The following is a 25,866-nucleotide window of genomic DNA, read 5'->3' as shown; positions in this document are numbered from 1 at the left end:
TAAAGAAACATACGGAGTACAATCGATTGTTATTCTCTAGCCTATTATTATTGGTGTTTTTATTAATAAAACTGGTAAAATAATTAATTGATAATTAAATTTCAAAATAATAAATTGCTTATGCGTGTCATTATTCAACGAGTAAGGTCGTCGCAAGTAAGGGTTAATGGGGAGATTGTGGGAAAGATAGAGAAAGGATTAAATTTGTTAGTGGGAATTGCTACTAATGATAGTATCAATGAAATTAATTGGATGGTGCGTAAATGTTTAGAATTACGATTATTTTCCGATGAAAATTCTGAAAGTAAATGGACAAAATCGGTTCAGGATATTGGAGGGGAATTATTAGTTATTAGTCAGTTTACTTTATATGGGGATTGTCGTCAAGGCCGCCGTCCTTCTTTTAGTAATTCTGCCCCTCCTGCTGAAGCAGAGAAATTATATAATTTATTTGTTGAGCAGTTAAAAAAGAGTGGTTTGAAGGTTGAAACGGGGATATTTGGAGCAATGATGGAGGTGAGTATTAATAATGATGGGCCAGTAACTTTGCTGTTAGAAAAAGAAGCTTGATTCACTGATTGTAAATCCCAATAAAATATGACTAGATTATCAACAATATCTCTTGAAGAATATGAGAAATTTATCGTTAAATGATTACAAAAAATATGAAAACTTTGATTTTCGCTATCCTGGTTCGATTCAACCTCATGGTGTATTATTAGTAATTGACATCAAAACCTTTACTATTATTCAAGTTAGCGAAAATACAAAAAGATTTTTAGGGGTTAAACCTAAGACATTACTGGGTAAACCTTTAACTTATTTAATGTATTTAAAACAAATTAAAAACATCAAAAATATACTTGAGAATAATAATCATTTTGTGGATATTATTAAACTAAAAAAGAAGAAATATGATACACAATTTAAAGGTATTTTTCATAGAGTGCAAGATAGTATTATTGGCGAATTGGAAACTTTTAAGTTAAATGATAATAATAAAAATATTGATTATTATAAGCTATTTCAAGACGCAATTATTAATACTGGAAAAACTAACGATCTGAAGAAACTTTCAGCAAAAATAACTGAAGAGATCAGAAAAATCACAAAATTTGATCGGGTTTTAATTTATCGTTTCGAGAATGATGATAGTGGAGTGGTTATTGCTGAAAATAAACGGGAAGATATCGAAAGTTATTTAGGATTACATTACCCTTATTATGACATTCCTAATCCAGCGAGACAATTTTTTAGTAAGAAATTGCTAAGAATGATTCCCAATATTCATGATGAACCTATTCCTATACTTCCCCGTAAACATCCGCTCAAAAAGAAAAAATTAGATTTGCAGAATGCGTTTTTACGAAGTATTGCACCCTGTCATATTGAATATCTGAAAAATATGGGAGTAACTGCTTCTTTCAACATTTCTTTGCTCAAGGAAAACAAGCTTTGGGGACTGATTGCTTGTCATCATTATTCCCCTAAATATGTGATTTACGAAATTCGCAAAATCTGTGAACTTTTAGGGGAAATTTTTTCTCTCAAACTAATGTATGAAGAAGAAAAAAGTTTTCGTCAGTATCGTCAGACAATTAAAGAGATTAAGAAAAGGATTAAAGAAGAACTATCAAAAAATAAGAATAAACATGATTTTATTGACAATATTATTCAGAAAAATGGTGATAGTTTTCTCAAGTTGATTTCTGCGAGAGGAATCGCTATTTGTCTAGATAATAAAATTTATGTTAAGGGAAATACCCCTAAAAAAAAGCAAATTAAAGCATTGATAAATGATTTTTTGCTCCCTAAAAAAAAGGATGTTTTTTTACAGATATTCTCACAGAGTCATATCCTATTTCCAGAAAAATTAAAGAAATTGCTTCAGGAATTTTAGCTATTTCTCTTGCTGCCAATAATAGTACCTATCATATTATCTGGTTTCGGCCTGAACAAACTTATGAAGTACAATGGGCGGGTAATCCTTATGATGTTAAATTAATAACCGATTCCCAAGGAAATACTGAGCTATGTCCTCGGAATTCTTTTCTCCAATGGAAAGAAATTGTGACAGGAAAATCCCTTCCTTGGAAGTCTTTAGAAATAGACGCAGCCGAAGAATTAAGAGGTACCTTGCTATTAGCAGTTTTGGGTTATTCCCAGTCTATTCTCGAAGAAACAACCAGAAAAGCTAATCAAGCGAATTTAGCTAAAGGCCAATTTTTGGCCAAGATGAGTCATGAATTACGCACTCCCTTAAATCCCAGATTCCGCACTTCAAAATGTAGTATAAAAAAATACATAGGGTTTGCTGAAAAAGTTTCTCCAAAATTTATGCCACTTTTGACCAAGAATTTTCTGACAAATCAATAAGTTTTAGTACATAAAAATTGTTTAAAGTATAATCAAAACTAATGAAAGGCGGTTTGATGAGTTCCCCTGTTCTATTGTTAGTAAATAAGGACAAAAAAAGCGACAAAAACTGCCTCAGAAGTTTAGAAAGATTGACAACTAAAAATGTAATAGCAATAGATGTAATGGAGGTTTCAGGGAGTTTTGTCATCACGAGATTTAGGCTAAATCTTCGTTTAGCTTGTCCAAACTTTCCCTCAATAGCATTACGGAAGCATTCATCGGAGTGGGCTTGTTTCTTTTCTTCTTCACTGACATTTTTCGGAGGTCTTCCTAACTTCGGACCACTGATTCTTATCCCTCTTTCCTTACACCAATTTCTGTTTTCCCTAGTTCGATAAATTTTATCTACATGGACGGATTCGGGATAATAGCCAAACGTTTCTTTATACTTTTCTACTTGTTCTTTTAAATGACAAGATTCATTGAAGTTTTCCCAACTTATTTTGTCTAGAAACACATAGTTATCTACACAGCTTACTGAGAGTTTAGCTCCAAAATCTATTGGGTTTCCTGCTTTTCCCCTCACTATTGGACGAATATGCGGTTGAGTTAAACTTACAATTCTTTGAGGAACACTCTGGGTCTTATTCTCCCACATTGACTGTTGTTGTTCATAAACTTTTTTGATAGTCTCTAGACAATTTTTCTGTCTTTTACTCAGATTTTCCAGGGAAGCCCCAGCTTGAATTAAGTCTTCTATATTTCCTAAATTTTCTTAAGTATTTTAACTGTTTCCCGATAGCTTTCTTCTTTCTGATAAGAAACTTTCGTTTTTTAGCTACTTTTAAGTATTCCTTTCTAGCATTTTTCTAGAAGTTCTCGGCTTTTTTCTCAATTTTACTCTTAATGGTTTATAAAGATTATCTATTATTCTTTCTGTCTCAATTCTGGCTTGATTTAATATGCCTAAATCCGTTGGGTATTTGATGTCTGCTGGCGCACAAGTCGCATCTAAAATTAGTTTACCTTTATTTTTTATTTTTTCTCCTTTTTCTTGGAGACAATCCTTTTTTTTTACTTCTTTATCACTCTTGTCTATTTCTCTTTTTACTATTTTTTATTGATTTTGTTTATCAATTCTCCATCAATTCTTTTCCTAAAATGAACTAGCATTGAAGATTCCAGTGGTGGCTCTTGTTGATAACAATTTAAACCTATAAAGTATTGTAGATAGGGATTTTCTCTAATCTGTTCTATAGTTTCTCTATCACTTGTTCCTAATTTTTCCTTAATAATTAATGTCCCTAATGCCATTCTAAATAGTTTGGCTGGCGCGCCTTTTTCTGCTGAAAAAAGTTTAGCATATTCTTCCTCAAAATCATCCCAAGGTATCAACTCTGCCATGATTACCCAACGATTATTGGGGGACAATTTGCCCTCGAAAGGTAATTCAAATTTTTCTGGGGGCGGTAAAGGTTGCTCCTCTTTTCGATACATTTGTTCTTGACCAACAACTGGGAGGTGTTTCTACCAATTATAGCGGTTTGTAGCCGACAAAGCTGATCTTTTTTGCGATCGCGAATATGGGTGTAACCTTTTAAAGAATAGGGTTTTGCTTTTATTCAGCAAACCCTAACTACGATCCAGAAACAGGGGAAATGAATGAAGAAGGCGATCTCAAAGATGATGAAGTTGAGGAGGTTGATCCCGAGAAGATAGAAGTATGGGAAGACGATGTTAAAAACTTAGTTAACGAGTATCAAGTGGCATATAACCTGAGTTTATTTTCGGTTAAAGTCATCCTTGACTGGGTGAACCGGATCAGGAATGTTTTCCCCTCCCCACCTGAATGAGAACTGGATGGCAACCAGTCGAAATAACCTTACTAGAGGTAAGGTTATCGTGGGAAGCTTCCAACCCTTTCCACCGGGTAGTAATGGGTTTAAGTGGCTTTTAGACAGAATTATTATATATGGTGTCTGTCCAGTATCTGTCCTAAACCACCTAAGCGGTTAAATACAGAGATAGGGAAAAAGTTGGGGAAGAAATGGGACAATTTCAAGGAGGTTAAGCAAGCTAAGGGGAAAGATGCTATTATGCGCTTAACGTTCTGTGCTACTCGCTTGCTTTTCCAACAACTCAAGGATAATATCTGCTTTTAGCTCTACAGCAATAACCCACCAACTTGTTATGGTGGGTATAATTTTGACAGAAGTTTGATCTAGAGAAATAAACTTTCTAACAACTGTAAATGTTGATCAACTGAAGCGAAGGTATTAGCCAAGATCATGCCACTAGCGGCCACTGCCGGTAAACCGATACCCGGAAAAGTAGAGTCACCGCAACACCATAACCCCTCAAGGGGTGTATTGGGTCCTGGAAACAGCGCTTTTCCTGCCTGGATAGCTGGTCCATAAGATCCTCGATGACGACGCAAAAACCGTTCATGGGTTAAGGGAGTCCCCACTAAAGAGACAGAAACGCGATCGCGGATATCGGGAATAATACGTTCTAATGTTTGCCACATAACCTGACTTCTTTTTTCCTTCTGTTGCTCATAAGCGTTACTATTGCGCTTTAGTTGTGACCAAATATGGTACGGTTCGTTACCTGGGGTATAAACATGGATCGTTTGTTTTCCTGGAGGGGCTAAACTGGGGTCGAGTAGGGAGGGAATAGAGACTAAAACCACATTTTGATCGCCCATAATACCTTTTTCCCAGTCATTGACGATAATATGATGACAAGGTAAGTCTGGAGGTAGGTTTTTACCGTCAATACCTAGATGAAGGTGCATAAAACTTTCACAGGGGGGAGTCTCTTGTTTTTGTTTTCTCCACTGTTGCGGTACTGCATCTGAGGGTAAGAGTTTCAGAGTGTCCCAAACCGAGGCATTAGAAATGACCCCACGACTGGCGGTTAGGGTGTCACCGTTGCGTAACTTTACCCCGATCGCTTGTTTCTTTTTGACTAATATTTGCTCGATATGGGCGTTTAAACGCAGTTTACCACCATTTTTAGTTAACCCACGCACTAAAGCATCTACTAAAGCTCCACTACCCCCCACAGGATAATCTAACATCACTCCTGGCCGATACCAGTCAGCAAACATAAAGGCCATTTCTGCTGTACTAGTTCCCGAAGCTGGAAGTCCTGATAAGAGGAAACATAACAAGTCTAACCAATGACGAATAAATGGATCACGGATCACTTGATCAACAATATTACTGAAAGGCCCCGTGATTTGAAAAACTTGATTACTTTTCAGGAGTAAACTAGGGGCAAACTTAGCAACGGTTAAGATCGCATTCCAGTCAAAGCGAATAGCGGCTGGAGGAAGGGCAACACTGGCTTCGGCTAAGGGTTTCATCACCTTTTGTAACTTGCGCCATTCTTCCACTGCTGTTTTGCCTTGTAGTTGTTGCAGAATATCGCAAAATTGATCGACTCCTACGGAGGTGTTAAAGTTGCCCTCGGGTAAGTAACAACCCCAAGTATCATAGTTTATGCAGGGTAAGGGTTCCCCAATAGCATCTAGGACTTGTTTTAAGGGGTTAGGTGAAGGACTATAAGAAAGGCCAGAATATAAGGATGGGCCTGAGTCAAAGATAAACCCATCCCGTTGAAAACTATGGGCTGCCCCACCAGCAATGCTATGACTTTCGCAAACAGTGACTTCTAAGCCATAATGGGCTAATAAAGCCGCACAACTTAAGCCACCAATACCGCTACCAATAATAATAATTTCTGTAGAAGACATAGTTAAGAGATAAGAACCAAAATTGTGTTATTTTTCAGAGAAACAAATGTAAACAAAATGAACTTATGAATATCGGCGTATTAGGCATAGGATTAATGGGCAAACCCCTGGCAGAAAGGCTTTTACAAGCTAATTATTCCGTAATTGTCTATAATAGAACTATAAGCAAAGCCTAAGAATTAAAACCATTAGGGGGTGAACTACCTACGCTCGTCTAAGGACAGAGCGTAGGCTTCTGGTATCCTCTTAAGAACTGCCAGAACTTCCTTTGCGGTACTATTAGTTTGAGATTTAACAATTTTCCCACTACGGCGGTTTATAGTCGGGAACAGTTCCAACCCGACTCTTTTGAGATTGATAGAAGCAGAAATGTCTCTATCAACCCAATTTTTTTCAATTTCATCCCAATATTTTCTGATACTACAATCAGTAAAGACAAACTCATCACGATGAGGTAAGAGTTGGGATGTATAGGCAGGATTAACTTTTTTGACCACAGCACCAGCTTTTTCGGCTATGTAACTGAAAATATCAAAAAACTGCCCAAAAGAAGCATCAGACCAAGACTTATTTAGTCCTGATTTAGCACTTTGGCCATTAGGAAGATAATTCCCCTGATGGTCTTTTTTTGTCTTATTTCGTTTTCTCAATCCTTGTAAATTCAGATTTTCGACAAAGAATACTTTTTTGTCGCTATGAACTAAGGAATGAGCCATTTTATAAGCATGATCTTTTCTGGCTCTAGCAATTTGTTGATGTTTTCTTGCCTCCCTTTTAGCCAATTTCCTTCTAGCTTTAGAACCTTTTTCCTTGGTATTTTTTCGTTGAGAAATCTTGGCTAATTTGGTTTGATTCTTTCGATAGGACTTAACAGAAGGTAATTTATTTCCTTCCGAATTCGCCAAGTAATTATCCTCGAAAAGTACCGCATCTATTCCCATAGAATTATCCCAACTTGGGATAATTTCATCTTTGCTGATTTTGGGGACAGAAGGATCATCTAGACACATCGTGCAGTACCAACCATCGGCTTTTCTTGTTATCAAAATGTTTTTGAGGGAAAACCCTTGTGGCAAAGGACGATGTAATCTGATCTTTAACCAACCACCTAATTTAGAAATAGAAAGATAAAACCAATTTTTTTCTATTCTTTTAATCTTAATAGCTTGAGCCTCTATTTTGAGGGTACGATAACGGTTTTTGAAGCGTGGTTTTCCACTTCTACTGCCATTAATATCACCCTTAATATATCGGTCGAAAGCTAATTTAACACGCTTGGAAACATCCTGTAAAGTTTGAGACGGAACAATAGAAAAGTCGAGTAATTCTCCTGAATGCTTTACTATCTTTAAGTCTTTTTTCTTCTCAGGTAACAGTTTCTTTTGAGAATAAAAAGTGGGTTTATCTCTTAGCTCTAAAGGAGGTAGGCTACAAGAGATACAGCAAAACTCACCGCTAGGAATAACGTAATTAGTGCGATTTCTATCCCACCAACGAAAACGATCCCCAATTTGCCAATTGTACCAATATTGACAAACCCTCAGCCAGCTATTCAACTGGCTTTTCTGGGGTGTCTCTGGATAACATCGGTACTGGTAATTGAGGATCATTTTATAGGTTATCCGGCATGAGTGAATATATAATTGATATCACTCATCTTAGCACAAGGAAAAATTAAGTGTCAATGAAAAATGATTTTTATAGTCGAGGAAGGTCGGTAAGTGACTTAAAAGCTCATCTAGTCTTAACTACAAAATACAGAAAAAAAGTCTTTACAAGTGAAATGTTAACCCGTCTCCACGAAATCACAGAAAATTTATTAGAGAAGTGGGAATGTAGGTTGATAGAAATAAATGGAGAAGAAGATCATGTGCATATCCTCTTTCAATACCATCCTGCTATGGAGTTAAGCAAGTTTGTCAATAATTTTAAAAGTGTCTCTAGTCGTAAATTAAGACAAGAGTTTCCAGAGCAAATTAATAAATTTTATTGGAAAGAGGTTTTTTGGAATAGTTCTTACTTTATAGCCTCTTGTGGTGGTGTCACTATTTCTACTCTTAAGAAATATGTTGAAAATCAAACTTGTCCTCACGAGTAATCTCGGACGGCAATTCATCCCACGCTGATTTTCTGATAGTGATTACTCTGCTTTATTTTCTGCCATTAATCCTGAGAAAGATTAATTTGATTATAATTTAAGTTCAAGTTGACGTAGAATGATTTTATGACTATTTCTAAAACCGAAGCCAAACAACTCTTAGAAAGAATGATTTTTGAGGAAACCCACCCCCAAGACTGGGTAGAAGATGTGTGGGGTTTAAGTGCAGTTCATGGGGAAATTTCAGCCAAATTATTAGAAGCTTTTTATAGTTTAATTGAAGCTTGTCCAGAGGAAAAATTGGATAATTTCTTACAAACCATACTGGCGGAAAAATTCAATTCTCAATAATCAAATCCCTTCTTGACTCTGAATGAGAGTTAAAAAATTGTTACCTTTTAATGTCCTAACCATAATGGGTAGTGCTATAGTTTCATCATGAAATCCGAGATAACCACATTGTTATTACTATCTAAATCCAATAAAGAATGAGGGATAAAGGGTTGATCGCAGATCATCCGTTATCCCTCATTGGGTTTAAAAATTTTTGATTTTAACGCTCTCTAGTATGGTTTTAACTCAAGTAGAGTAAAAAGAGGGAAGAGAAGAGATATCGAAAGAGTAAAAAGAGAGAGTAACTGGCTAACAGAAGTAGTATTAGAAAGCTAATAACGTTCATCCAGTCTTTTAAGGTAGAGAATAAGGTTGAGAAATACATGTTTGATAGAAAAATTTATCAAGGATAGGATAGACTGTAGATATTATCCCATATTACGCACATCTTTTGTCCCATAAAAAATGGAAACCTTAATCAACCAAATTAATCAAGAATCTGCCCCAAGTCCTTTATCTGAATGAGATTATGTCCCAAAGTTAGAATATTGAGTGGGAACCCTACACTACTTTTGCCAACATTCTGCTAAATTAAAAATCAAGTAGGTGTGTGAGGAAACAAAGAATTAGTGTTAAATCTTATCAATAGTTTACAAATAGTGACCTTATTGCCCATCTTGGGGGGGTCTGTCTTTTCTGTGCTAACTTTAGGCACGATTAAACGGTTTTTTAAGAGAAAACCGACTCGTAACCCTTTTACTCCCCCAGTATCTGTCTTAAAACCAGTACGGGGTTTAGAAAAGAATTTATTACGCAACCTAAAAACCATTGCTACTCAAGACTATCCTGACTATCAAGTGATCTACTCGGTTCAAGATCCCCAAGATCCGGCCTACCCTATCTTAAAAGAGATCCAACAAGAGTTAGGCAAAGAGCGCATTTCTGTGGTCATCAGTACCGTCGAAGCAGGAGCAAATGGCAAGGTTAACAACCTCTTAGGAGCTATTCAAGAAGCCCGTCACGATATCATTATCATTAGTGATAGTGATACCTATTTACAGCCCGATTATATTAAAAATATTGTCAACCCTCTAGCTAACCCCGATGTAGGTTGTGTCTGTACCCCTTTTAAAGTTACAAAAGCAGATACTTGGTACGAAAAAATGGAACTTTTGACCATGAACGCTGATTTCATGCCTAGTGTCATGTTTGCAGAGGTAACAGGGGCTTCTAACTCCTGTTTGGGTCCATCTATCGCCATTCGTCGCTCAACTTTAGATCAGTTGGGGGGTTTAGAGAGTTTAGCCGATTATTTAGTAGAAGATTACGAGATCGGACGACGGGTATGGACATCGGGACAAAAAATGGTGCTGTTACCTTATATTATCGATGTCGTGGTGGATTTAGCCAGTTGGAAAAATTGGTGGAGTCATCAGGTTTATTGGGACCAAAATACCTATTTAGCTAGACCGGCTGCTTTTATTTCCACTATTTTAATTCGTTCTATTCCCTTTGCTTTAATTTTTTCTTTTTTGCGATGGGATATTATTGGATTAGGGGTGTTAACTGCTACTATTTTAGTTAGAGTAATAACTGCTGCTATGGTAGCTAAGGAAATAGGAGACAAAGAGACAATTAAGAGTTTATATTTATTACCTTTTCGTGATGCAGTGGGTTTAATTTTTTGGGCTTTGGCTTTTACTCAGCGTACTGTCATTTGGCGTGGGGTTGAATTCAAGTTAACCAGTCATGGAAAAATGGTGAGAAACCGTTTAATTCAAAATTGAGGTCAATAGATAATGGATAATTAATTAATAATTATATGCAAGAATTAACCCAACAAATTAAAGAAAAAGCCCTTGAAATTGGCTTTCATAAGGTTGGTATCGCTAAAGTTGACACTGACTATCAAGATAATGCGGTTGAGCATCTTCAAACTTGGTTAGGGTTAGGATATCAAGCAGAGATGGCCTGGATGAATAACCCGAAACGGTTTGATATTCGTCAATGTATGCCAGAGGTTCAATCAGTCATTTCTGTGGCTCTTAATTATTACACCCCTCATCAACACTCCCAGGATAAACAACAGGGTAAAATCTCCCGTTATGGATGGGGTAGAGATTATCATAGAGTCATGGAAAAAAAGCTCAAAGCTTTGAGTCTATGGTTAGCTAATCAAGATAATAATATTAAAACCCGTTACTATGTTGATACAGGACCCATTCAAGATAAAGTTTGGGCTATGCGATCGGGCATTGGTTGGATCGCTAAAAATAGCAATGTTATCACTAGAGAATACGGTAGTTGGGTGTTTTTAGGAGAAATTATCACTAATTTGCACTTAATTGCTGATACTCCCCATACAGAACATTGTGGCACTTGTACACGATGTTTAGAAGCCTGTCCCACTGGTGCGATCGCCAGTCCTTTCGTAGTGGATGCTAATCTTTGTATCGCTTATCATACTATCGAAAATCGTGCCGAACATCTTCCTAAAGATATTGTGAAAAACTTACAGGGATGGATAGCAGGTTGTGATATTTGTCAAGAGGTTTGTCCCTGGAACCAGCGATTTTCTCAAGTAAGCGATGTTCCTGATTTTCAGCCTTATTCTGGCAATATAGCCCCAAATTTAGAAGAATTAGTTAACATAGATCAAGAAAAATGGCAGGAAAAATTTCCAGCTTCTGCATTAAGGAGAATTAAACCGAGGATGTGGCAACGAAATGCTCGTGCTAATCTAGAAACATAGGCTTTCTTAGATCATTATTATGATGTGCATAAGTTAGGCTTGCTTGTTCCCTAAATTGTTTTGTCTTATCTAAGGGGCGAACTTCTCTCTATCTATTTATTCTAACTTATTTCTCTTACCACTCTTACTCTTCATTCTTCACCTGCTAAAAAATGACACTCAAAGTAATTGTTTTCGATTTTGATGGGACTCTGGCCGATACTTATGATGCGTTTATTGAAATCGCTAATAGCTTATCAGAAGAATTTGGCTATAAACCGGTTAATGAAAAAGAACAGGAAAACCTAAAAAATTTAAGTGCAAGGGATCTGATTAAACAATCAGAAATTTCTGTCTTTAAAATCCCATTTGTTTTAAAGCGTCTTAAGTCTGAGTTGACCAGTAAAATTAAAGAACTTGAGCCAATTCAGGATATTCCTCATTGTATTGAACAATTAAAAAGTCAAGGTTATAGCTTAGGAATTATCACTTCTAATGCTGAGGAAAATGTGCTGAGTTTTCTTATTCATCATGAACTAGAGCAGTTTTTTGATTTTATTTATGCAGGAACAACTCTATTTGGTAAACATAAAATCATTAAAAGATTACTAAAAGAGAAACAACTTCTTTCCCATGAAGTTATGTACATCGGAGATGAAACAAGAGATATTAATTCTGCGAAAAAAAGTCAGGTTAAATCTGTGGGTGTAACTTGGGGATTTAATTCTGGTGAAGCTTTGGCTAAACACCAACCAGATTTTCTCATTAACAGTCCCTACGAATTAATGAAAATACTGGATAATTCTCAATATAATCTTATGGATAAGCAGTCTCATGCTAATTCCTTGACTATCTAGGAGGAGATGATTAATTAGGGTTTGCTGAATAAAAGCAAAACTCTATTCTTTAAAAGGTTACACCCATATTCGCGATCGCAAAAAAGATCAGCTTTGTCGGCTACAAACCGCTATAATTGGTAGAAACACCTCCCAGTTGTTGGTCAAGAACAAATGTATCGAAAAGAGGAGCAACCTTTACCGCCCCCAGAAAAATTTGAATTACCTTTCGAGGGCAAATTGTCCCCCAATAATCGTTGGGTAATCATGGCAGAGTTGATACCTTGGGATGATTTTGAGGAAGAATATGCTAAACTTTTTTCAGCAGAAAAAGGTGCGCCAGCCAAACTATTTAGAATGGCATTAGGGACATTAATTATTAAGGAAAAATTAGGAACAAGTGATAGAGAAACTATAGAACAGATTAGAGAAAATCCCTATCTACAATACTTTATAGGTTTAAATTGTTATCAACAAGAGCCACCACTGGAATCTTCAATGCTAGTTCATTTTAGGAAAAGAATTGATGGAGAATTGATAAACAAAATCAATAAAAAAATAGTAAAAAGAGAAATAGACAAGAGTGATAAAGAAGTAAAAAAAAAGGATTGTCTCCAATAAAAAGGAGAAAAAATAAAAAATAAAGGTAAACTAATTTTAGATGCGACTTGTGCGCCAGCAGACATCAAATACCCAACGGATTTAGACATATTAAATCAAGCCAGAATTGAGACAGAAAGAATAATAGATAATCTTTATAAACCATTAAGAGTAAAATTGAGAAAAAAGCCGAGAACTTCTAGAAAAATTGCTAGAAAGGAATACTTAAAAGTAGCTAAAAAACGAAAAGTATCTTATCAAGAAAGAAGAAAAGCTATCGGGAAACAGTTAAAATACCTTAAGAAAAATTTAGGAAATATAGAAGACTTAATTCAAGCTGGGGCTTCCCTGGAAAATCTGAGTAAAAGACAGAAAAATTGTCTAGAGACTATCAAAAAAGTTTATGAACAACAACAGTCAATGTGGGAGAATAAGACCCAGAGTGTTCCTCAAAGAATTGTAAGTTTAACTCAACGGCATATTCGTCCAATAGTGAGGGGAAAAGCAGGAAAACCAATAGAGTTTGGAGCTAAACTCTCAGTAAGCTGTGTAGATAACTATGTGTTTCTAGACAAAATAAGTTGGGAAAACTTCAATGAATCTTGTCATTTAAAAGAACCAGTAGAAAAGTATAAAGAAACGTTTGGCTATTATCCCGAATCCGTCCATGTAGATAAAATTTATCGAACTAGGGAAAACAGAAATTGGTGTAAGGAAAGAGGGATAAGAATCAGTGGTCCGAAGTTAGGAAGACCTCCGAAAAATATCAGTGAAGAAGAAAAGAAACAAGCCCACTCCGATGAATGCTTCCGTAATGCTATTGAGGGAAAGTTTGGACAAGCTAAACGAAGATTTAGCATAAATCTCGTGATGACAAAACTCCCTGAAACCTCCATTACATCTATTGCTATTACATTTTTAGTTGTCAATCTTTCTAAACTTCTGAGGCAGTTTTTGTCGCTTTTTTTGTCCTTATTTACTAATAATAGAACAGGGGAACTCATTAAACCGCCTTTCATTAATTTTGATTATACTTTAAACAATTTTTATGTACTAAAATTTATTGATTTGTCAGAAAATTCTTGGTCAAAAGTGGCATAAATTTTGGAGAAACTTTTTCAGCAAACCCTATACTAAGAATACAGTAGGTTCGTTTTGTCTCATTTTTAGGTGATTTCTGATAAAGGAGATCCCTTACTATAGCACTACGCATTTTTGTTAGGACATCAACAAAACCCGAAAGTCTTTACCAACCTACTTTTGCCTTTTACCTTTTGCCTTTTGCCTTTCGCGTAGCGGTATATCCCCCCTAACCCCCCTTAAAAAGGGGGGAATAATTGGAAAAGCAGGTATATTCAACAGATAATATTAATGCGAAGAATTGTTTATACATTTATTTATTGATGAAGGATAGGGGATTAATTTAAAACGTTTTCTAAAAGGTTTTTAATTTCATCACCTCCTTGATTTTGGACAAAGGAGAGGATAATAGGGAGAAATTGAGCTATCATTCCACTATCTAATCCTAGCTTAGAGAAACCTCCTGGCAAACTCATGAGACTTCCGATACCAGCAGCTTCACCTCCCATAGCTGAAGCTAATCCCCCCAATGCACCCATCATTCCTCCAGCTTCTGGGGCAGAGGAGAGCAGATTTTCTATCCCTGGAACATAACTTGCGACTTTAGCAAAATCATCGTCTCCTAACTTATCTTTTGCTAGTTGGAAAAGAAGTCCAGCACCACCTTCAGCTTGTGACTCCTGTACTCCGAGACTTTCCGTTAAAAGTTGAATAAGTTCCATGAACATCACCCTCTAATTTTTCTTATTCTCAATGTGTACTTACTATAGCAATCAGGAATGATTCATGAGATTATCTAGATCCCCCCTTTAGTTCCCCCCTTAATAAGGGGGGTTAGGGGGGATCAGTTTCAATATTAATTCTCACAACTGATAAATGATTGCTATATTGTCTATGGTGTTTATTCTACATTATTTTGTCTTCACACAGTGTATCATTAAGATTAGCAGGAATTTAATCATCCTTAAAAAATATGGAACCTAACACAACACTAGACTTTATTTTAGGAGGTATTGCCCTCATTATTTTAATTGTAGGAATGTTGATGCTATTCTCAGGGACATCAGAGATTAATAAAAAATAATTATTAATTGATCAGAGGATTATCAATCAATATAGCACTTCTCATACTTGTGAGGTACAGAGTTTTCTAGTGTTAGGAGTTCGGAGTTCGGAGTTAGATATTAGGTGTACATATTGAGTCCGAGAAATGCTATATTCGTGACAAATTAATAACATAATGCAGATTTCAAGAGAAGTAAAAAATACCTCCCAGGAGCTTAACGTGAAGGGAATGGGAAAATTGAGAATTAATTTTTTTGTTCATCTATCCATTGTCCATTATTAATGTGTTACTTGCTGAAAGAAAATCATGTTTTTCTAAAATTTCTAATAAATTAACATTATCTTCTAATAGACAAGCGTGACCACTTTCTGGTAAAATTGTCAAGCGACTGTTAGGAAAATAATTAATTAGTTCTCTTCCTTCATCTACAGAGGGTAATAATTTATCTTCTTGACTAGCTAATAATAATATAGGTTTTTCAAACATCCTCAATTTTGCACTATTAATCCGAAAATCCCTTAACAAAGAAAGTCGCCAACTGACAACATCTTGAGGAAGGGATTGCATCGCATCTAATAAAGCTTTACTATCCTTAGTATTCATACGATTTGATGAGCCTAAAAACCCTAAAAGAACCATAGTAGCTACTTTATAAACAATATTAGGAACCCATTGATTTAACTCAACTCCAAACTTTAAAAAAGAATGTTTATTAAAAGAAGACGCAGGATTAACTAAAATTATTTTTTCTATCAACTCAGGGAATTCTAGAGCAACTTTCATCGCTAAACAACCCCCAAAAGATTCCCCACATATATAAACAGAAGAGTGAGGATGAGCTTCTAATTCTTTCCGAATCAAAGTAACAGTTTTATGTACCAAAGTTGACCAATCACTTTGATCATAAGATGGGATAGATAGACAACGAATAGCAAAAAAATCCTTTAGTTTTTCTGCTTGCCTATCAAACAATTTTCCTGTCCCATCCATCCCAGGAAAATAAATAAATAGAGGGTCAAAAGATTGAGAAGAAAAAGGAGATAATAACCTCATAATAATTAATAAATAGAAGAAAGTACAGGTTCTTGATAAAGACTTTCCTTAGTAGCGATCGCCCCTTGAGCATCCACCCAAACAGAAGCAATATCAGTCACAGTATTGTTATCCAGAGAAACTAAAGAAAAATTGCGTAATTTATGACCATTTTCTTCAATAACACGAGGAACACAAGCAGCGTTTAAAAACACGGTTTGCTCTGCATTTGTTACCACCCTTGTACGGAGTCGGGAACGAGTATGACGGAGACGATGGTGCATATGACCAAAAGTTACTAAAGGAATCTTTTTCCCGAAATCATAACTTTGTGCGATCGCTTGAGAAAAGTCGGGATCACCGTGATCACCCCCTATAGGTTGCCAGTCTTTACCACAAATATCTTCGGGATCTCTTCCTAAACCAGCAGGGCCATTATGACCCAAAAAAATAACATTTTGTTCGCTAGTTTCTTGCACAGCAGACATTATTTTTTCCGTTGAGTCTTTAAAACTAGAAACTTGATAACGATCGCTCAAAAACCCTTTATTTTTCCATTCTGGTCCCCCCCAACTATAGGGACGACTCCCCACAACCGAAAGATTAAATTGAGGAAAATCTAACTTACTATAACCCACATGAAGATCCCCCAAAATATCCAATTGATCCTGTAACCAATCTTCCTTTGAGCGATCGTAAGGGCATTTTTTCCGTCCCCAACCCGAAGCAGTGTACCAAGCGTCATGATTACCCATAATCACTGCTTTTGGCACAGATAACTGACTAATTTTCCGCACTATGGGAACAGATTCGTTACCAAAGTCCCCGACAAACAAAACCAAATCAACTCCTAACCCTTCTAAAGCAGAATTATCGGCCTCTTCCCATTGCTCATGAACATCTCCCACCACAGCAATAGTAATGGGTTTCTTTTGATAAATAGTCATACTAAAATCTATTAAATTATTTATGTCTTATTTTATCCGATTTTGACTAACTTAAAAGTTCTCACCTTCCGAACGAGGGTTAACCGATCCAGGTGGGTTCAAGAATAAGTTCCCGGCAGCATCATTAGGATAGATACAATCGATCTTGGGGTTACTATCCAAAGATCCCACAAACCCAAAGGTATTCATGCGGTTTCGACAGCTTCTGGCCTGTTCTGAGGTAATTAGTCGTTTTTGTTCCAAGAGGTTCATATTAGAACGACGTAACACACAACCCGGTTTCATTTGGGGTTGAGTTACATAGACACTAAAGGGGTTCAGGGTGATAAAAACTCGCATATCCGTGACAATGGAACTTGCACCGTATTGTACACAGAGTTCTGCATTAGGCGCGCTTTTATCGATAACTTCCCGTGAAGCGACATTTTGGGGGTCAAAACTAGCATTAGAAGTTACTCCTATTCCTACCCCGATCCCTAAGACAAAAATGCCACCAAATAGAGCAATGGTTCCATAGTTGATTTTAGATCCTAAAGAGGGAGAAGAGGGTGACGGAGAAGGGTTAGAACGGCGATCGGAATAACGAGGAGGAGGTCTACGGGCCATAAAGTTTTTTAAATTTGTTATTCTTCTATTTTACGCTACACATACGGTGTAGGGGTCAACGGCCGTTGACCCCCACAAAATTTCTATTTCATCGCTGAGGTTAACCGTATCTAAGTTTAAGATTACTGCTGTAATATAGCAATCATTTATCAGTTGTGAGAATCAATGTTGAAACTTATCCCCCCTAACCCCCCTTTGTAAGGGGGGAACTAAAGGGGGTATCTCTAAATTATTTGTCAAGTAATCGTTGTTTATCTTAACTTTTGTTTAATAAGTGGACAGTTAGAAAAACTGACCATAGATAATTTAATCAGTAAATCTAGCTGATAACATATAAGACAACGCATCACTTAGAATCTATAACTTATGAAATCATTATCACTTATTATCTTATTAACATTAGGGGTTTCTCCTATTTCTGTGGTTCAAGCGCAAGTTCCCTCTGCCGAAACCTATCAACCTGGTTATTGGCAACCTGTGGCTAGGTTTGATACCAAAAGAATCGTAGAAGTTAATATTATTAATAACACAGATATTCCTATAGAATACGACTTAACAGACCTAGAAGCAATGAACCCTCAAAAGTTAGAACCACAACAAACAGGAAACTTAAAAGGTTTCGGTAGTTCTGCTAATATTGTCATTTATCCTTTGGTTAATGATACCAGTGAGTTTAATTTACGTTACACAGTAGCAATGGATGAAGATAATAATATTGTTAATATTTCAGTTATCAAAGATAAGCCCAGTTTTCTAGGACATCGTTCCGTTAATTTACAACAAACAGGAGCAGTTTATCTTTACTAAAGTTTAAAGAGTGCGGACGGAGAGACTCGAACTCTCACGCCAAAGACACTAGAACCTAAATCTAGCGCGTCTACCAATTCCGCCACGTCCGCATTTTGTTGTCCAGCTTTTTATTATAACATATATGTCTATCAGTTTCAAGACATTTGTTTCCTTTTCCCTTTTGCCCTTGATCGTGATTGCCGAGAACTCCTCATAGTTGGTTGAGAGGGTTCCTTTGGCATTTGATCCCCATAAATAGGAATTGTAAAGTGGAACTGACTGCCATGATCTTTACCTTGAGACTCTGCCCAAATTTTTCCCCCCCAACCCCGAACTATTTGACGACAGATAGCTAACCCTAGACCGGTTCCCCCAGCGCTGCGACGTAACGCCCCTTCTTCCTGGTAAAAACGATCAAAGACCGTTTCTAGGCGTTTTGGCTCGATTCCTCGCCCAGTATCAGCTACAGTCACCTCTAGTTGATAGGGAGTTTGAGAACTGACTTCTAGGGTAATTTTGCCTTCTTGACTGGTAAATTTACAAGCATTGTCTAATAACTTCGCTAATACTTCCACTAGCCATTCCCCGTCTGCTCTCACCAGGGGTAATTCATCTTTTACGTGGTTTTCAATTTTCGGCAGGGCTGTCCCTTTATGACGGGCCCGCACATTACTTAAGGATAGTTCTACGCATTCCTGTAAATCTAAAGCTTCAATGTTCCATTCTACTCGTCCACTTTCTAACTGGGAAAGGGTTAAGAAATCTTGTACCAGCTTGCGCATTCTTTCCGCATCCTCTAGGGCTGTGTTGAGCATGACTTGGCGCAACTCAGGGGACATATCTGGTTCTGAGGCCAAACTTTCTAAACACACTTGAATGGTGGATAAAGGAGTTCTTAACTCGTGGCCAGTGATAGCAACTAAATTGGAACGAGTGCGATCGAGGGCTTCTAGTTGTTCATTAAGATCCTGAAGATTAGCATAGGCTTCCGCTTGGATTAAGGCTACCCCAATTTGTGTGGCGATCGCATTAACTAAGCCCACATCATCCTCTTTCCAAGTCATGGTCTTAGGGCCACAATGATGTAACTCTAACATTCCTAAGAGTCGTCCGCGATAAAAAATCGGCACTAACATCCAGGATAAAATTGAACAACTGTTCACTAAGATTTGTAAAGATTTTCCTGATAATCGTCCTTGCTGTTGATCATTGGTTAGGCGAGGATCACGGATAGCGTCATCTATAGTTAAAGCATCTCGTAATTCAACTACCTCTTGAAATAAAGGGTTATGTTTGAGGGGCCAAGTTTGTCCTTTAATCGAGGCAATTCCTTTATTAAGAAATTCGTGTTCAATAGTTGCCGTGGAGTCTGTTTCTTTGCAGCGATAAACTAAACAACGACAAACTCCCAAACCTTCCCCTAACTTTTGTACAGCAATTTGTAGAATTTCGTTAGGATCGAGGGATAAACGAATGGCAGTGGTAATGGAATTAATTAATCTTTCTTTATGTTCTTTGGACGCTAAGGAACGATTAGCTTTAATCAGTTTATACTGACCTGCCTGGATATAGGTAACTAACCGTTGTACAAAAGGATCAGGATCATTGGGACTAATATCCCAACTGGTGTTATCAATATTCTTCGGTTGGGTGATGGTTTGGCTTAAAATATCGGGGTGCAAATATTTTTTACGGGCAATGTCAACTTTTTCTTGTAGCTCAGGACGATATTCAACAATAGTATTTAGGAGGATGTAAGCGGCCTGTTGTGTCACCTGACGGTCAAAAGTCCAGATTCCCTCAAAACGACGATTGTTATCAATGTCATCTATCATCTGTTGACTTGTAGAGACACTTTTTTCCTGACAAATTAAACAACTGGCATAATTAGCTCCCAAAACTACTAGATGCCACTCCTGGGTCAAGGTATCGTCAGGATCAAAGGCAATGGTTTCGTATTCTCGGGAACAGTTTTTAAACTCAGTTTCAGGAGCAGCCAAGACATAGACTTGATCACTTTTTTGGGAGATCCGCCGATATCGTTGAGCTTCTTGACGATAAAATCGTTCTTTTTGAAAACTAGCGATAACTAACGGCTCTTCTGATCCTGCTAATACTTGATCTTCCATAGCATGAGATAGAGCCGTCAGGGAAGCCTTAAAATACATCTGAGGCCGCCATTGAGGAAAAATTTGCAGTAGTAGTGTTAAAACCGATTTTGATTTGCTCATCAATGATTTTATCCAAGGTCTGTCTTTCACTCTCATCTTGGATGGATGGACTCCAAGTCTGGCTAAAGTTCAGGTTTATACCTTCTGGCCACCCTCATTGTATCACAAAACTTTTGGTTTCCTGGCTCTCATCCCTCGGTTTTCGTTCCTCAAGCAAGAGCAGGTCTGGCTCACCTGAGTTCGGAGTTCGAAGTTCGGAGTTCGGAGTTTTTTCCATGAGATAATCAGGGTTTAAGACTCTTGATTTTGACCAGTTGTTTATAAATTTCCTTATATCGAACTCAGGTTGCTCAATCGGGGAGTTCTCCCCAGGTAGAACTTAATATTTCCCACCGTCCAATTCTCCCTACACTTACCATTTCTTAACAATTCTTAATCAATAATGGTTAAGTTCAAGGTTTTATCTGGGAAATTTAACAATTTAGGAACGATTTTAGAAATCACGCTTATAATCGGTACAGGATTAATTATGATCTGAACATACTTCTTAGTTAACGTTTACATTTAGTTATCATTTGTTGCAATGCCTCGAATACTCGTAATTGAAGATGATGATGCCATCAGAGACCTAATTGCCACTAATCTAGAGATGGCAGGTTATGACATCAAACAAGCACCAGACGGCATTAAAGGACAGGCTTTAGCCGTCCAGTTACAGCCCGATTTAATCATGCTCGATTTAATGTTGCCCAAAGTAGACGGGTTTACCGTCTGCCAAAGACTCCGCCGGGATGATCGTACTTCTGATATCCCCGTGTTGATGTTATCTGCTTTGGGTCAAACCCAAGATAAAGTAGAAGGGTTTAATGCTGGAGCCGATGATTATTTGACCAAACCCTTTGAGTTAGCAGAAATGCTGGCTAGGGTGAGAGCTTTATTAAGACGAACAGATCGCATCCCCCAAGCAGCGAAACATTCAGAAATTTTGAATTATGGTCCCTTGACCTTAATTCCTGAGCGTTTTGAAGCTATCTGCTTTGAGAATACGGTTAAGCTAACTCACCTAGAATTTGAGTTACTACACTGCTTACTACAGCGTCACGGTCAAACGGTTTCACCTAGCGAAATTCTTAAGGAAGTGTGGGGATACGATCCCGATGACGATATTGAGACTATTCGTGTCCATATTCGTCATTTACGGACAAAATTAGAACCAGATCCCAGACATCCTTGTTATATCAAAACCGTTTATGGAGCCGGCTACTGTTTAGAGTTACCCAGTTCTGAACAAATGCCTTTATCTACCGATGCGGCAGTGGTGTAAATGGTTCCGAAATATGGGGATTTGTTGGTGACAAAATCCCAGAATAAGGTGGAAGTGGGGGGGGATCCGAAACATCGGTTCGCTGAAAAAGAGTGGACAATGGACTAAGATTATAAGTTCAATTATCAAGCCATTTAAGGAATCATATTTTCCCTTTATGTCACCCCCCATTCAACTTCTTTCCCCTGAGATTATCAATTTAATCGCAGCAGGAGAGGTGATTGACTCCTTAGCTGCTGTGGTTCGTGAATTGCTTGAAAATGCCATTGACGCACAAGCTACCCGTTTAACCGTTTCAGTTTTTCCCGAACTTTGGCAAGTTATGGTGGCTGATAATGGGAGGGGAATGTCGTTAGATAATTTACGTCACTGCGCTCAAGCTCATCACACTAGCAAAATTTTCGACCTAGATGATCTCTGGAAAATTACCAGTTTAGGATTTCGTGGAGAGGCTTTATTCAGTATTGCTCAGGTTGGCCAGTTAACCATTCAAAGTCGTGATGCTACAAATGACAGTAACGGATGGTTGGTTAACTATAATCAGCAAGGAGAGATGAGCGAAGAATCAACAGCACCAATGGCACCAGGCACCATTGTTACGGCTTCTCATTTGTTTGGGACTATGCCTGTCCGTCGTCAAGGTTTACCTACCTTCTCGCAGCAATTAAAGGCGATACAGGGAATAGTTGAGAATCTTTCCCTTTGTCATCCTCAAATCACTTGGCAAGTTCACCACAATAAAAAATCTTGGCTAAGTATCAGTCCAGGTAAAACCTCACAACACATATTACCTCAATTATTAAAGCGAGTCCATTTTAATGATCTACAGTTTCTCTGTGAGACTGTAATAACTCCTAGCCATGAACAGGCTAAAATCGAGATGGTTTTAGGATTACCCGATCGCACTTCACGGGGTCGTTTGGACTGGTTAAAAATAGCAGTCAATGGCCGTGTGGTGCGATCGCCTCAGCTAGAACAAACTATGTTAGCCGGGTTGAGTCGAACTTTACCTAAAGGCCGTTTTCCTGTGGGATTTCTTCACTTGATTATACCACCTTCAGAGATAGATTGGAATCGTCATCCAGCCAAAACAGAAATTTATTTAAAGTCCCTAGAATTTTGGCAAGAAAGAGTTACAGAAGTTATAGACAAAGCCTTAAAATTATCCCCCATAACTATCAGCACAGGAGAGCAAAACCAACGGGTTAAAAAGTTACTGAAAGCTTCAGAGAACAAAGGTGTTTATAATCTTGGTCATTCTGAATCAAACGAATTAGAATTAATTCAATTAAGGGCAGTAGGACAGGTTAACCAAACCTATATTGTTGCTGAACACTCTCACGGTTTATGGTTAGTTGAACAACATATTGCCCACGAAAGAATATTATATGAAAAATTACAAGATGAATGGCAATTAATCCCTGTGCAACAAGCCATTATTTTAACCCAAATATCCCTTAAGCAAGTGGAACAACTACAAAGAATAGGTTTAGATATTGAACCATTTGGGGACAATACTTGGGCAGTAAGGAATGTCCCCAAATTGTTAGAAAATAGAGAAGATTGTCCAGATGCTTTGATAGAATTAAGTTTAGGAGGGGACTTAGAAAGCGCACAGGTAGCTGTTGCTTGTCGTAGTGCTCTTCGTAACGGTACAGTATTAGAATTATCTCAAATGCAAGAAATTTTAAATAATTGGAAAAAAACCCGTAATCCGCGAACTTGTCCCCACGGTAGACCCATTTATTTACCCTTAGAAGAATCTTCTTTATCCCGTTTTTTTCGTCGTCATTGGGTAATTGGAAAAAGTCATGGAATCTAAGTTTTAGTGGTTCTATAGCAGTACATTATCCATGATCCATTGAGAATTTCGGATTTCGGCTCAGCATAGGTTTTTTATTTTACGTTATAATCTAATCTGACCTATAAAATCAATCTAAAAAATCGTCTTATTAGCCTGTTTATGAAACCTCTTCAAGTCTCAGAAATTGAATACGTTGATGTTGTTGTCGTAGGTGGTGGTATCGCTGGAGTGGCCATTGCCGAATTTTTAGCCCGTCATAGTAACTTATCCATTAAACTGTTAGAAAAAGCTCCCCAACTGGGTACTTTAGCATCAGGAAAATTAGAAGGATGGTACCATACTGGTGCGTTATATTCTGGTCAAGATGATGCTCAAACTTTTATTAATTGTGTCAACGGTTTAGAAGATTTAATAAACCTTTACAGTCCTTATTTTAAGGAGCAATGTAATGTTAATTTAGTAGAAAAAAACACGAATTTTTTCAGCCCTAATATTTGTCCTAACTCAAAAGGTTGGTTTAATGATGCTCCTGTTTATTTAATTTATCCCCAAGAAGATGCCCCAGAAATTCGCTCATCTCGCTTAAAAAGTGATGCCATACAAATAAATATCCAGCGCAATAGAGTTTTAGGAAGATTAGAAGTTGCCTACGGAAAACAACATAATTGGTTAGTTAATGATCAATGTTTAGCACCAACTTATGAACAAGTCGAAAATTATGAAAAGTTAGATTGTTCTTTGAAAGATTCAACAGAAATTATCCGTAATCTTTGCAGTCAATTTGATGAATCTTATAACATGGCTCCCTCTAATTATGACTTTATTAAAACCCTAGATTGTTCTATGCACACCAGTAGAATACTACAAGATTTAGTCGGAAGTTGTTTGAGTCGTGGGGTAACATTTGAGACTGGAATAAAAATCAACAAATTGTTAATTGATGGTTATGGTAAACTAAGAATCAAAAGTTTATTATGTGAAACCCAAGAAGGACGTTCAAAACGATTAAAAGCCAAGTTATTTATCTTTGCAGTTGGAGAAGGTTTTGAACCCTTTTTAAAAGATTTACAAGTAAGGGCAAAATTAAAGAGAAGTCGCAGCGCAATGGTGGTAGCTTATCCTGCTTTAGTGGATACTAATTTTGTCAGAATGTCAACTAAAACCCGTTTTCATTTTAATCATTTTGTGCAACAAAGAGAACTAGGACATGAAAAATATATTTACTCTTTATTAGCTGATTCTGGCTATGCTAATGATGATAGTAATGATGGAGTTGATATAGAACCCATTTTAGAATCAGCAGAACGTTATTTTGGCAAAGAAAAGTTATATAGTCGTCAACTATATAGTTATGAATGTGTTAAGACCGAATTTATTAGTCAGGAAGAACAAAAACGACGCTATAGTTATTGGATTGAGTCTGATGAGGACAGTAATTATATGTGTGTTTTACCAGGTAAGTTTTCCTTCTTTCCTACGGTTGCTTATCAAGCATATCAACGCATTAAAACCTTACTTGACTTTGAAGAAACTCAGCCAAAATATGCGTTTCAATCTAATCTCAATATTGAAACAAAAGCTAATCAATTAGTAGCTGAATCTTATCCTATGCATATTTTCCTAGCTAATTAGAAATAAAAACAATTAACTACATTAATAACATTGTCATGACTAAACTTTAAATTTGCTTTACTAGGATAAAAAACCATCTATAATTTGTTTTATTTTAGTAATAGCTACGTCTTGCTGATCAGATTTTGAATAAATAGTTACTAAAATAATCTTATTTGAAGTCTTAAGATAATAAATAAAGCGATAACCTCCACTTTTACCCTTTTGGTTATCACTATTTTTTATTCTAACTTTAAAAACAGTATAAGGAATCTTAGGGATCTGATCACCAACTATTTCTCCTGATTGTAACTGATCAATAATAGGTTGAACATCAGAACGAATATGACGATACCTTTTAGATAATATCTTTAAATTTCTCTTGAATTCAGAAGTAACTAAAATTTGGATAGATTGTGATTCATTCTGCATCAATTCCATCCCAAAGTTGAGAAACAGGAATAGTATTATCTGTTATTGCTTCATACCATCCTTGACGAAAACTCTCTTCTGCTGATTTCAGAGTTACACTTTCACGAAATAGACGAATCATTTCTAACAAATTGGGTAAATATTCTTCTGGTGTTTGTTCAACCTCCGCTATAACTTTTTCTCGTATTTCTATATTATGAGAATTATGGGTGTCTGGATGATAGTTTGGCATGACTTAGCTTTTAAAATGTACTTTATCTTGATTATAATCCATTTTTTCCAACCATT

General features: G+C 36.9%; 22 protein-coding genes, 1 tRNA gene and 3 pseudogenes. 15 read left to right on the top strand and 11 right to left on the bottom strand.

From position 1 onward, the window contains the following. Positions 1 to 120: 120 nt before the first annotated feature. Positions 121 to 570 (top strand): D-aminoacyl-tRNA deacylase, encoded by a 450-nt coding sequence (gene dtd, locus CWATDRAFT_RS03070; protein ID WP_007303610.1) that lies wholly within the window; start codon positions 121 to 123, stop codon positions 568 to 570. A gap of 61 nt (positions 571 to 631) precedes the next feature. Then, positions 632 to 2,376, top strand: a pseudogene (locus tag CWATDRAFT_RS03065) (GAF domain-containing protein). Here the strand turns inward: CWATDRAFT_RS03065 and CWATDRAFT_RS35425 are convergent. Next, positions 2,336 to 3,855 (bottom strand): annotated as a pseudogene (locus CWATDRAFT_RS35425) (IS5 family transposase). The pseudogenes CWATDRAFT_RS03065 and CWATDRAFT_RS35425 sit on opposite strands and share 41 nt — an antisense overlap. Before the next feature lie 161 nt (positions 3,856 to 4,016). Between CWATDRAFT_RS35425 and CWATDRAFT_RS03050 the strand changes: the two are divergent. Next, complete coding sequence (locus CWATDRAFT_RS03050; RefSeq protein WP_021835682.1) at positions 4,017 to 4,211, top strand: hypothetical protein; 195 nt, start codon at positions 4,017 to 4,019, stop codon at positions 4,209 to 4,211. A gap of 368 nt (positions 4,212 to 4,579) precedes the next feature. On the opposite strand, the gene CWATDRAFT_RS03045 is transcribed toward CWATDRAFT_RS03050, so the two are convergent. Beyond that, positions 4,580 to 6,118: a phytoene desaturase family protein gene (locus tag CWATDRAFT_RS03045; RefSeq protein ID WP_007303605.1), complete on the bottom strand. Its 1,539-nt coding sequence runs from the start codon at positions 6,116 to 6,118 to the stop codon at positions 4,580 to 4,582. 65 nt (positions 6,119 to 6,183) lie between these two features. Here CWATDRAFT_RS03045 and CWATDRAFT_RS32750 point away from each other — a divergent pair, with 65 nt between their 5' ends. Then, a complete protein-coding gene (locus tag CWATDRAFT_RS32750; protein ID WP_071892124.1) occupies positions 6,184 to 6,294 on the top strand; it encodes an NAD(P)-binding domain-containing protein in 111 nt (36 codons plus the stop codon). A gap of 24 nt (positions 6,295 to 6,318) precedes the next feature. On the opposite strand, the gene CWATDRAFT_RS03040 is transcribed toward CWATDRAFT_RS32750, so the two are convergent. After that, positions 6,319 to 7,674, bottom strand: coding sequence for an RNA-guided endonuclease InsQ/TnpB family protein (locus tag CWATDRAFT_RS03040; RefSeq protein ID WP_232286950.1), 1,356 nt, complete (start codon positions 7,672 to 7,674; stop codon positions 6,319 to 6,321). A gap of 128 nt (positions 7,675 to 7,802) precedes the next feature. Here CWATDRAFT_RS03040 and tnpA point away from each other — a divergent pair, with 128 nt between their 5' ends. The 6 genes and pseudogenes from tnpA (at position 7,803) to CWATDRAFT_RS32745 (ending at position 13,817) form a co-directional block, all read left to right on the top strand. After that, positions 7,803 to 8,216 (top strand): IS200/IS605 family transposase, encoded by a 414-nt coding sequence (tnpA, locus tag CWATDRAFT_RS03035; RefSeq protein ID WP_007303603.1) that lies wholly within the window; start codon positions 7,803 to 7,805, stop codon positions 8,214 to 8,216. Positions 8,217 to 8,342: 126 nt separating this feature from the next. After that, positions 8,343 to 8,567 (top strand): hypothetical protein, encoded by a 225-nt coding sequence (locus tag CWATDRAFT_RS03030; protein WP_007309158.1) that lies wholly within the window; start codon positions 8,343 to 8,345, stop codon positions 8,565 to 8,567. A 611-nt stretch (positions 8,568 to 9,178) separates the two neighbouring features. After that, positions 9,179 to 10,336, top strand: coding sequence for a bacteriohopanetetrol glucosamine biosynthesis glycosyltransferase HpnI (hpnI, locus tag CWATDRAFT_RS03025; protein ID WP_021835686.1), 1,158 nt, complete (start codon positions 9,179 to 9,181; stop codon positions 10,334 to 10,336). Positions 10,337 to 10,371: 35 nt separating this feature from the next. After that, positions 10,372 to 11,301, top strand: coding sequence for a tRNA epoxyqueuosine(34) reductase QueG (queG, locus tag CWATDRAFT_RS03020; protein WP_007303601.1), 930 nt, complete (start codon positions 10,372 to 10,374; stop codon positions 11,299 to 11,301). Positions 11,302 to 11,453: 152 nt separating this feature from the next. Next, entirely contained in the window at positions 11,454 to 12,137 is a 684-nt protein-coding gene (locus CWATDRAFT_RS03015) for an HAD-IA family hydrolase (RefSeq protein WP_007303600.1), read from the top strand. Positions 12,138 to 12,290: 153 nt separating this feature from the next. Then, a pseudogene (locus CWATDRAFT_RS32745) lies at positions 12,291 to 13,817 on the top strand (IS5-like element ISCwa2 family transposase). A gap of 317 nt (positions 13,818 to 14,134) precedes the next feature. Here the strand turns inward: CWATDRAFT_RS32745 and CWATDRAFT_RS03000 are convergent. Continuing rightward, positions 14,135 to 14,518 carry a DUF2780 domain-containing protein gene (locus CWATDRAFT_RS03000; RefSeq protein ID WP_007303598.1) on the bottom strand — a complete coding sequence of 128 codons (384 nt, stop codon included), beginning with the start codon at positions 14,516 to 14,518 and terminating at the stop codon, positions 14,135 to 14,137. A 251-nt stretch (positions 14,519 to 14,769) separates the two neighbouring features. Here CWATDRAFT_RS03000 and CWATDRAFT_RS32740 point away from each other — a divergent pair, with 251 nt between their 5' ends. Beyond that, positions 14,770 to 14,880, top strand: a complete 111-nt coding sequence (locus CWATDRAFT_RS32740) for a hypothetical protein (RefSeq protein ID WP_048315822.1) — start codon at positions 14,770 to 14,772, stop codon at positions 14,878 to 14,880. Between the two features lie 243 nt (positions 14,881 to 15,123). On the opposite strand, the gene CWATDRAFT_RS02995 is transcribed toward CWATDRAFT_RS32740, so the two are convergent. From CWATDRAFT_RS02995 to CWATDRAFT_RS02985, 3 genes are read right to left on the bottom strand one after another with little or no spacing between them, the layout of a single operon-like run. After that, positions 15,124 to 15,915, bottom strand: a complete 792-nt coding sequence (locus CWATDRAFT_RS02995) for an alpha/beta fold hydrolase (protein ID WP_007303597.1) — start codon at positions 15,913 to 15,915, stop codon at positions 15,124 to 15,126. 5 nt (positions 15,916 to 15,920) lie between these two features. After that, positions 15,921 to 16,841 carry a TIGR04168 family protein gene (locus CWATDRAFT_RS02990; RefSeq protein WP_007303596.1) on the bottom strand — a complete coding sequence of 307 codons (921 nt, stop codon included), beginning with the start codon at positions 16,839 to 16,841 and terminating at the stop codon, positions 15,921 to 15,923. A 51-nt stretch (positions 16,842 to 16,892) separates the two neighbouring features. After that, complete coding sequence (locus tag CWATDRAFT_RS02985) at positions 16,893 to 17,447, bottom strand: DUF3172 domain-containing protein (RefSeq protein WP_007303595.1); 555 nt, start codon at positions 17,445 to 17,447, stop codon at positions 16,893 to 16,895. 366 nt (positions 17,448 to 17,813) lie between these two features. Here CWATDRAFT_RS02985 and CWATDRAFT_RS02980 point away from each other — a divergent pair, with 366 nt between their 5' ends. Beyond that, positions 17,814 to 18,254: a hypothetical protein gene (locus CWATDRAFT_RS02980; RefSeq protein ID WP_007303594.1), complete on the top strand. Its 441-nt coding sequence runs from the start codon at positions 17,814 to 17,816 to the stop codon at positions 18,252 to 18,254. Between the two features lie 11 nt (positions 18,255 to 18,265). Here CWATDRAFT_RS02980 and CWATDRAFT_RS02975 read toward each other — a convergent pair. Beyond that, positions 18,266 to 18,346 (bottom strand) — tRNA-Leu (locus CWATDRAFT_RS02975). Positions 18,347 to 18,391: 45 nt separating this feature from the next. After that, positions 18,392 to 20,467 carry a DICT sensory domain-containing protein gene (locus CWATDRAFT_RS02970; RefSeq protein WP_021832243.1) on the bottom strand — a complete coding sequence of 692 codons (2,076 nt, stop codon included), beginning with the start codon at positions 20,465 to 20,467 and terminating at the stop codon, positions 18,392 to 18,394. 523 nt (positions 20,468 to 20,990) lie between these two features. On the opposite strand from CWATDRAFT_RS02970, the gene CWATDRAFT_RS02965 reads away from it, so the two are divergent. From CWATDRAFT_RS02965 to CWATDRAFT_RS02955, 3 genes are all read left to right on the top strand, one after another. After that, a complete protein-coding gene (locus CWATDRAFT_RS02965) occupies positions 20,991 to 21,731 on the top strand; it encodes a response regulator transcription factor (RefSeq protein ID WP_007303592.1) in 741 nt (246 codons plus the stop codon). A 157-nt stretch (positions 21,732 to 21,888) separates the two neighbouring features. Next, positions 21,889 to 23,553: a DNA mismatch repair endonuclease MutL gene (gene mutL, locus CWATDRAFT_RS02960; protein WP_007303591.1), complete on the top strand. Its 1,665-nt coding sequence runs from the start codon at positions 21,889 to 21,891 to the stop codon at positions 23,551 to 23,553. Between the two features lie 141 nt (positions 23,554 to 23,694). After that, positions 23,695 to 25,167: an FAD-dependent oxidoreductase gene (locus CWATDRAFT_RS02955; RefSeq protein ID WP_007303590.1), complete on the top strand. Its 1,473-nt coding sequence runs from the start codon at positions 23,695 to 23,697 to the stop codon at positions 25,165 to 25,167. Positions 25,168 to 25,227: 60 nt separating this feature from the next. On the opposite strand, the gene CWATDRAFT_RS02950 is transcribed toward CWATDRAFT_RS02955, so the two are convergent. Both CWATDRAFT_RS02950 and CWATDRAFT_RS02945 read right to left on the bottom strand, forming a co-directional pair. Beyond that, entirely contained in the window at positions 25,228 to 25,578 is a 351-nt protein-coding gene (locus tag CWATDRAFT_RS02950) for a type II toxin-antitoxin system RelE/ParE family toxin (protein WP_007303589.1), read from the bottom strand. Continuing rightward, on the bottom strand, positions 25,568 to 25,810 hold the full coding sequence (locus CWATDRAFT_RS02945; RefSeq protein ID WP_007303588.1) for a hypothetical protein: 243 nt from the start codon (positions 25,808 to 25,810) through the stop codon (positions 25,568 to 25,570). The genes CWATDRAFT_RS02950 and CWATDRAFT_RS02945 overlap by 11 nt, the downstream gene beginning before the upstream one ends. Positions 25,811 to 25,866: the final 56 nt, after the last annotated feature.

Origin of the sequence: Crocosphaera watsonii WH 8501, assembly GCF_000167195.1 — a bacterium.
Classification (GTDB): domain Bacteria; phylum Cyanobacteriota; class Cyanobacteriia; order Cyanobacteriales; family Microcystaceae; genus Crocosphaera; species Crocosphaera watsonii.
Note: the sequence above shows the minus strand (reverse complement) of the source record. Positions and strands in the feature narration are given on the sequence as shown.

What these genes read in the sequence shown, in the direction of transcription:
- dtd (WP_007303610.1), top strand. Translation starts at nt 121, where the DNA reads ATGCGTGTCATTATTCAACGAGTAAGGTCGTCGCAAGTAAGGGTTAAT.
- CWATDRAFT_RS03050 (WP_021835682.1), top strand. Translation starts at nt 4,017, where the DNA reads ATGAATGAAGAAGGCGATCTCAAAGATGATGAAGTTGAGGAGGTTGAT.
- CWATDRAFT_RS03045 (WP_007303605.1), bottom strand. Translation starts at nt 6,118, where the DNA reads ATGTCTTCTACAGAAATTATTATTATTGGTAGCGGTATTGGTGGCTTA.
- CWATDRAFT_RS32750 (WP_071892124.1), top strand. Translation starts at nt 6,184, where the DNA reads ATGAATATCGGCGTATTAGGCATAGGATTAATGGGCAAACCCCTGGCA.
- tnpA (WP_007303603.1), top strand. Translation starts at nt 7,803, where the DNA reads ATGAAAAATGATTTTTATAGTCGAGGAAGGTCGGTAAGTGACTTAAAA.
- CWATDRAFT_RS03030 (WP_007309158.1), top strand. Translation starts at nt 8,343, where the DNA reads ATGACTATTTCTAAAACCGAAGCCAAACAACTCTTAGAAAGAATGATT.
- queG (WP_007303601.1), top strand. Translation starts at nt 10,372, where the DNA reads ATGCAAGAATTAACCCAACAAATTAAAGAAAAAGCCCTTGAAATTGGC.
- CWATDRAFT_RS03015 (WP_007303600.1), top strand. Translation starts at nt 11,454, where the DNA reads ATGACACTCAAAGTAATTGTTTTCGATTTTGATGGGACTCTGGCCGAT.
- CWATDRAFT_RS03000 (WP_007303598.1), bottom strand. Translation starts at nt 14,518, where the DNA reads ATGGAACTTATTCAACTTTTAACGGAAAGTCTCGGAGTACAGGAGTCA.
- CWATDRAFT_RS32740 (WP_048315822.1), top strand. Translation starts at nt 14,770, where the DNA reads ATGGAACCTAACACAACACTAGACTTTATTTTAGGAGGTATTGCCCTC.
- CWATDRAFT_RS02995 (WP_007303597.1), bottom strand. Translation starts at nt 15,915, where the DNA reads ATGAGGTTATTATCTCCTTTTTCTTCTCAATCTTTTGACCCTCTATTT.
- CWATDRAFT_RS02990 (WP_007303596.1), bottom strand. Translation starts at nt 16,841, where the DNA reads ATGACTATTTATCAAAAGAAACCCATTACTATTGCTGTGGTGGGAGAT.
- CWATDRAFT_RS02985 (WP_007303595.1), bottom strand. Translation starts at nt 17,447, where the DNA reads ATGGCCCGTAGACCTCCTCCTCGTTATTCCGATCGCCGTTCTAACCCT.
- CWATDRAFT_RS02980 (WP_007303594.1), top strand. Translation starts at nt 17,814, where the DNA reads ATGAAATCATTATCACTTATTATCTTATTAACATTAGGGGTTTCTCCT.
- CWATDRAFT_RS02970 (WP_021832243.1), bottom strand. Translation starts at nt 20,467, where the DNA reads ATGAGCAAATCAAAATCGGTTTTAACACTACTACTGCAAATTTTTCCT.
- CWATDRAFT_RS02965 (WP_007303592.1), top strand. Translation starts at nt 20,991, where the DNA reads ATGCCTCGAATACTCGTAATTGAAGATGATGATGCCATCAGAGACCTA.
- mutL (WP_007303591.1), top strand. Translation starts at nt 21,889, where the DNA reads ATGTCACCCCCCATTCAACTTCTTTCCCCTGAGATTATCAATTTAATC.
- CWATDRAFT_RS02955 (WP_007303590.1), top strand. Translation starts at nt 23,695, where the DNA reads ATGAAACCTCTTCAAGTCTCAGAAATTGAATACGTTGATGTTGTTGTC.
- CWATDRAFT_RS02950 (WP_007303589.1), bottom strand. Translation starts at nt 25,578, where the DNA reads ATGCAGAATGAATCACAATCTATCCAAATTTTAGTTACTTCTGAATTC.
- CWATDRAFT_RS02945 (WP_007303588.1), bottom strand. Translation starts at nt 25,810, where the DNA reads ATGCCAAACTATCATCCAGACACCCATAATTCTCATAATATAGAAATA.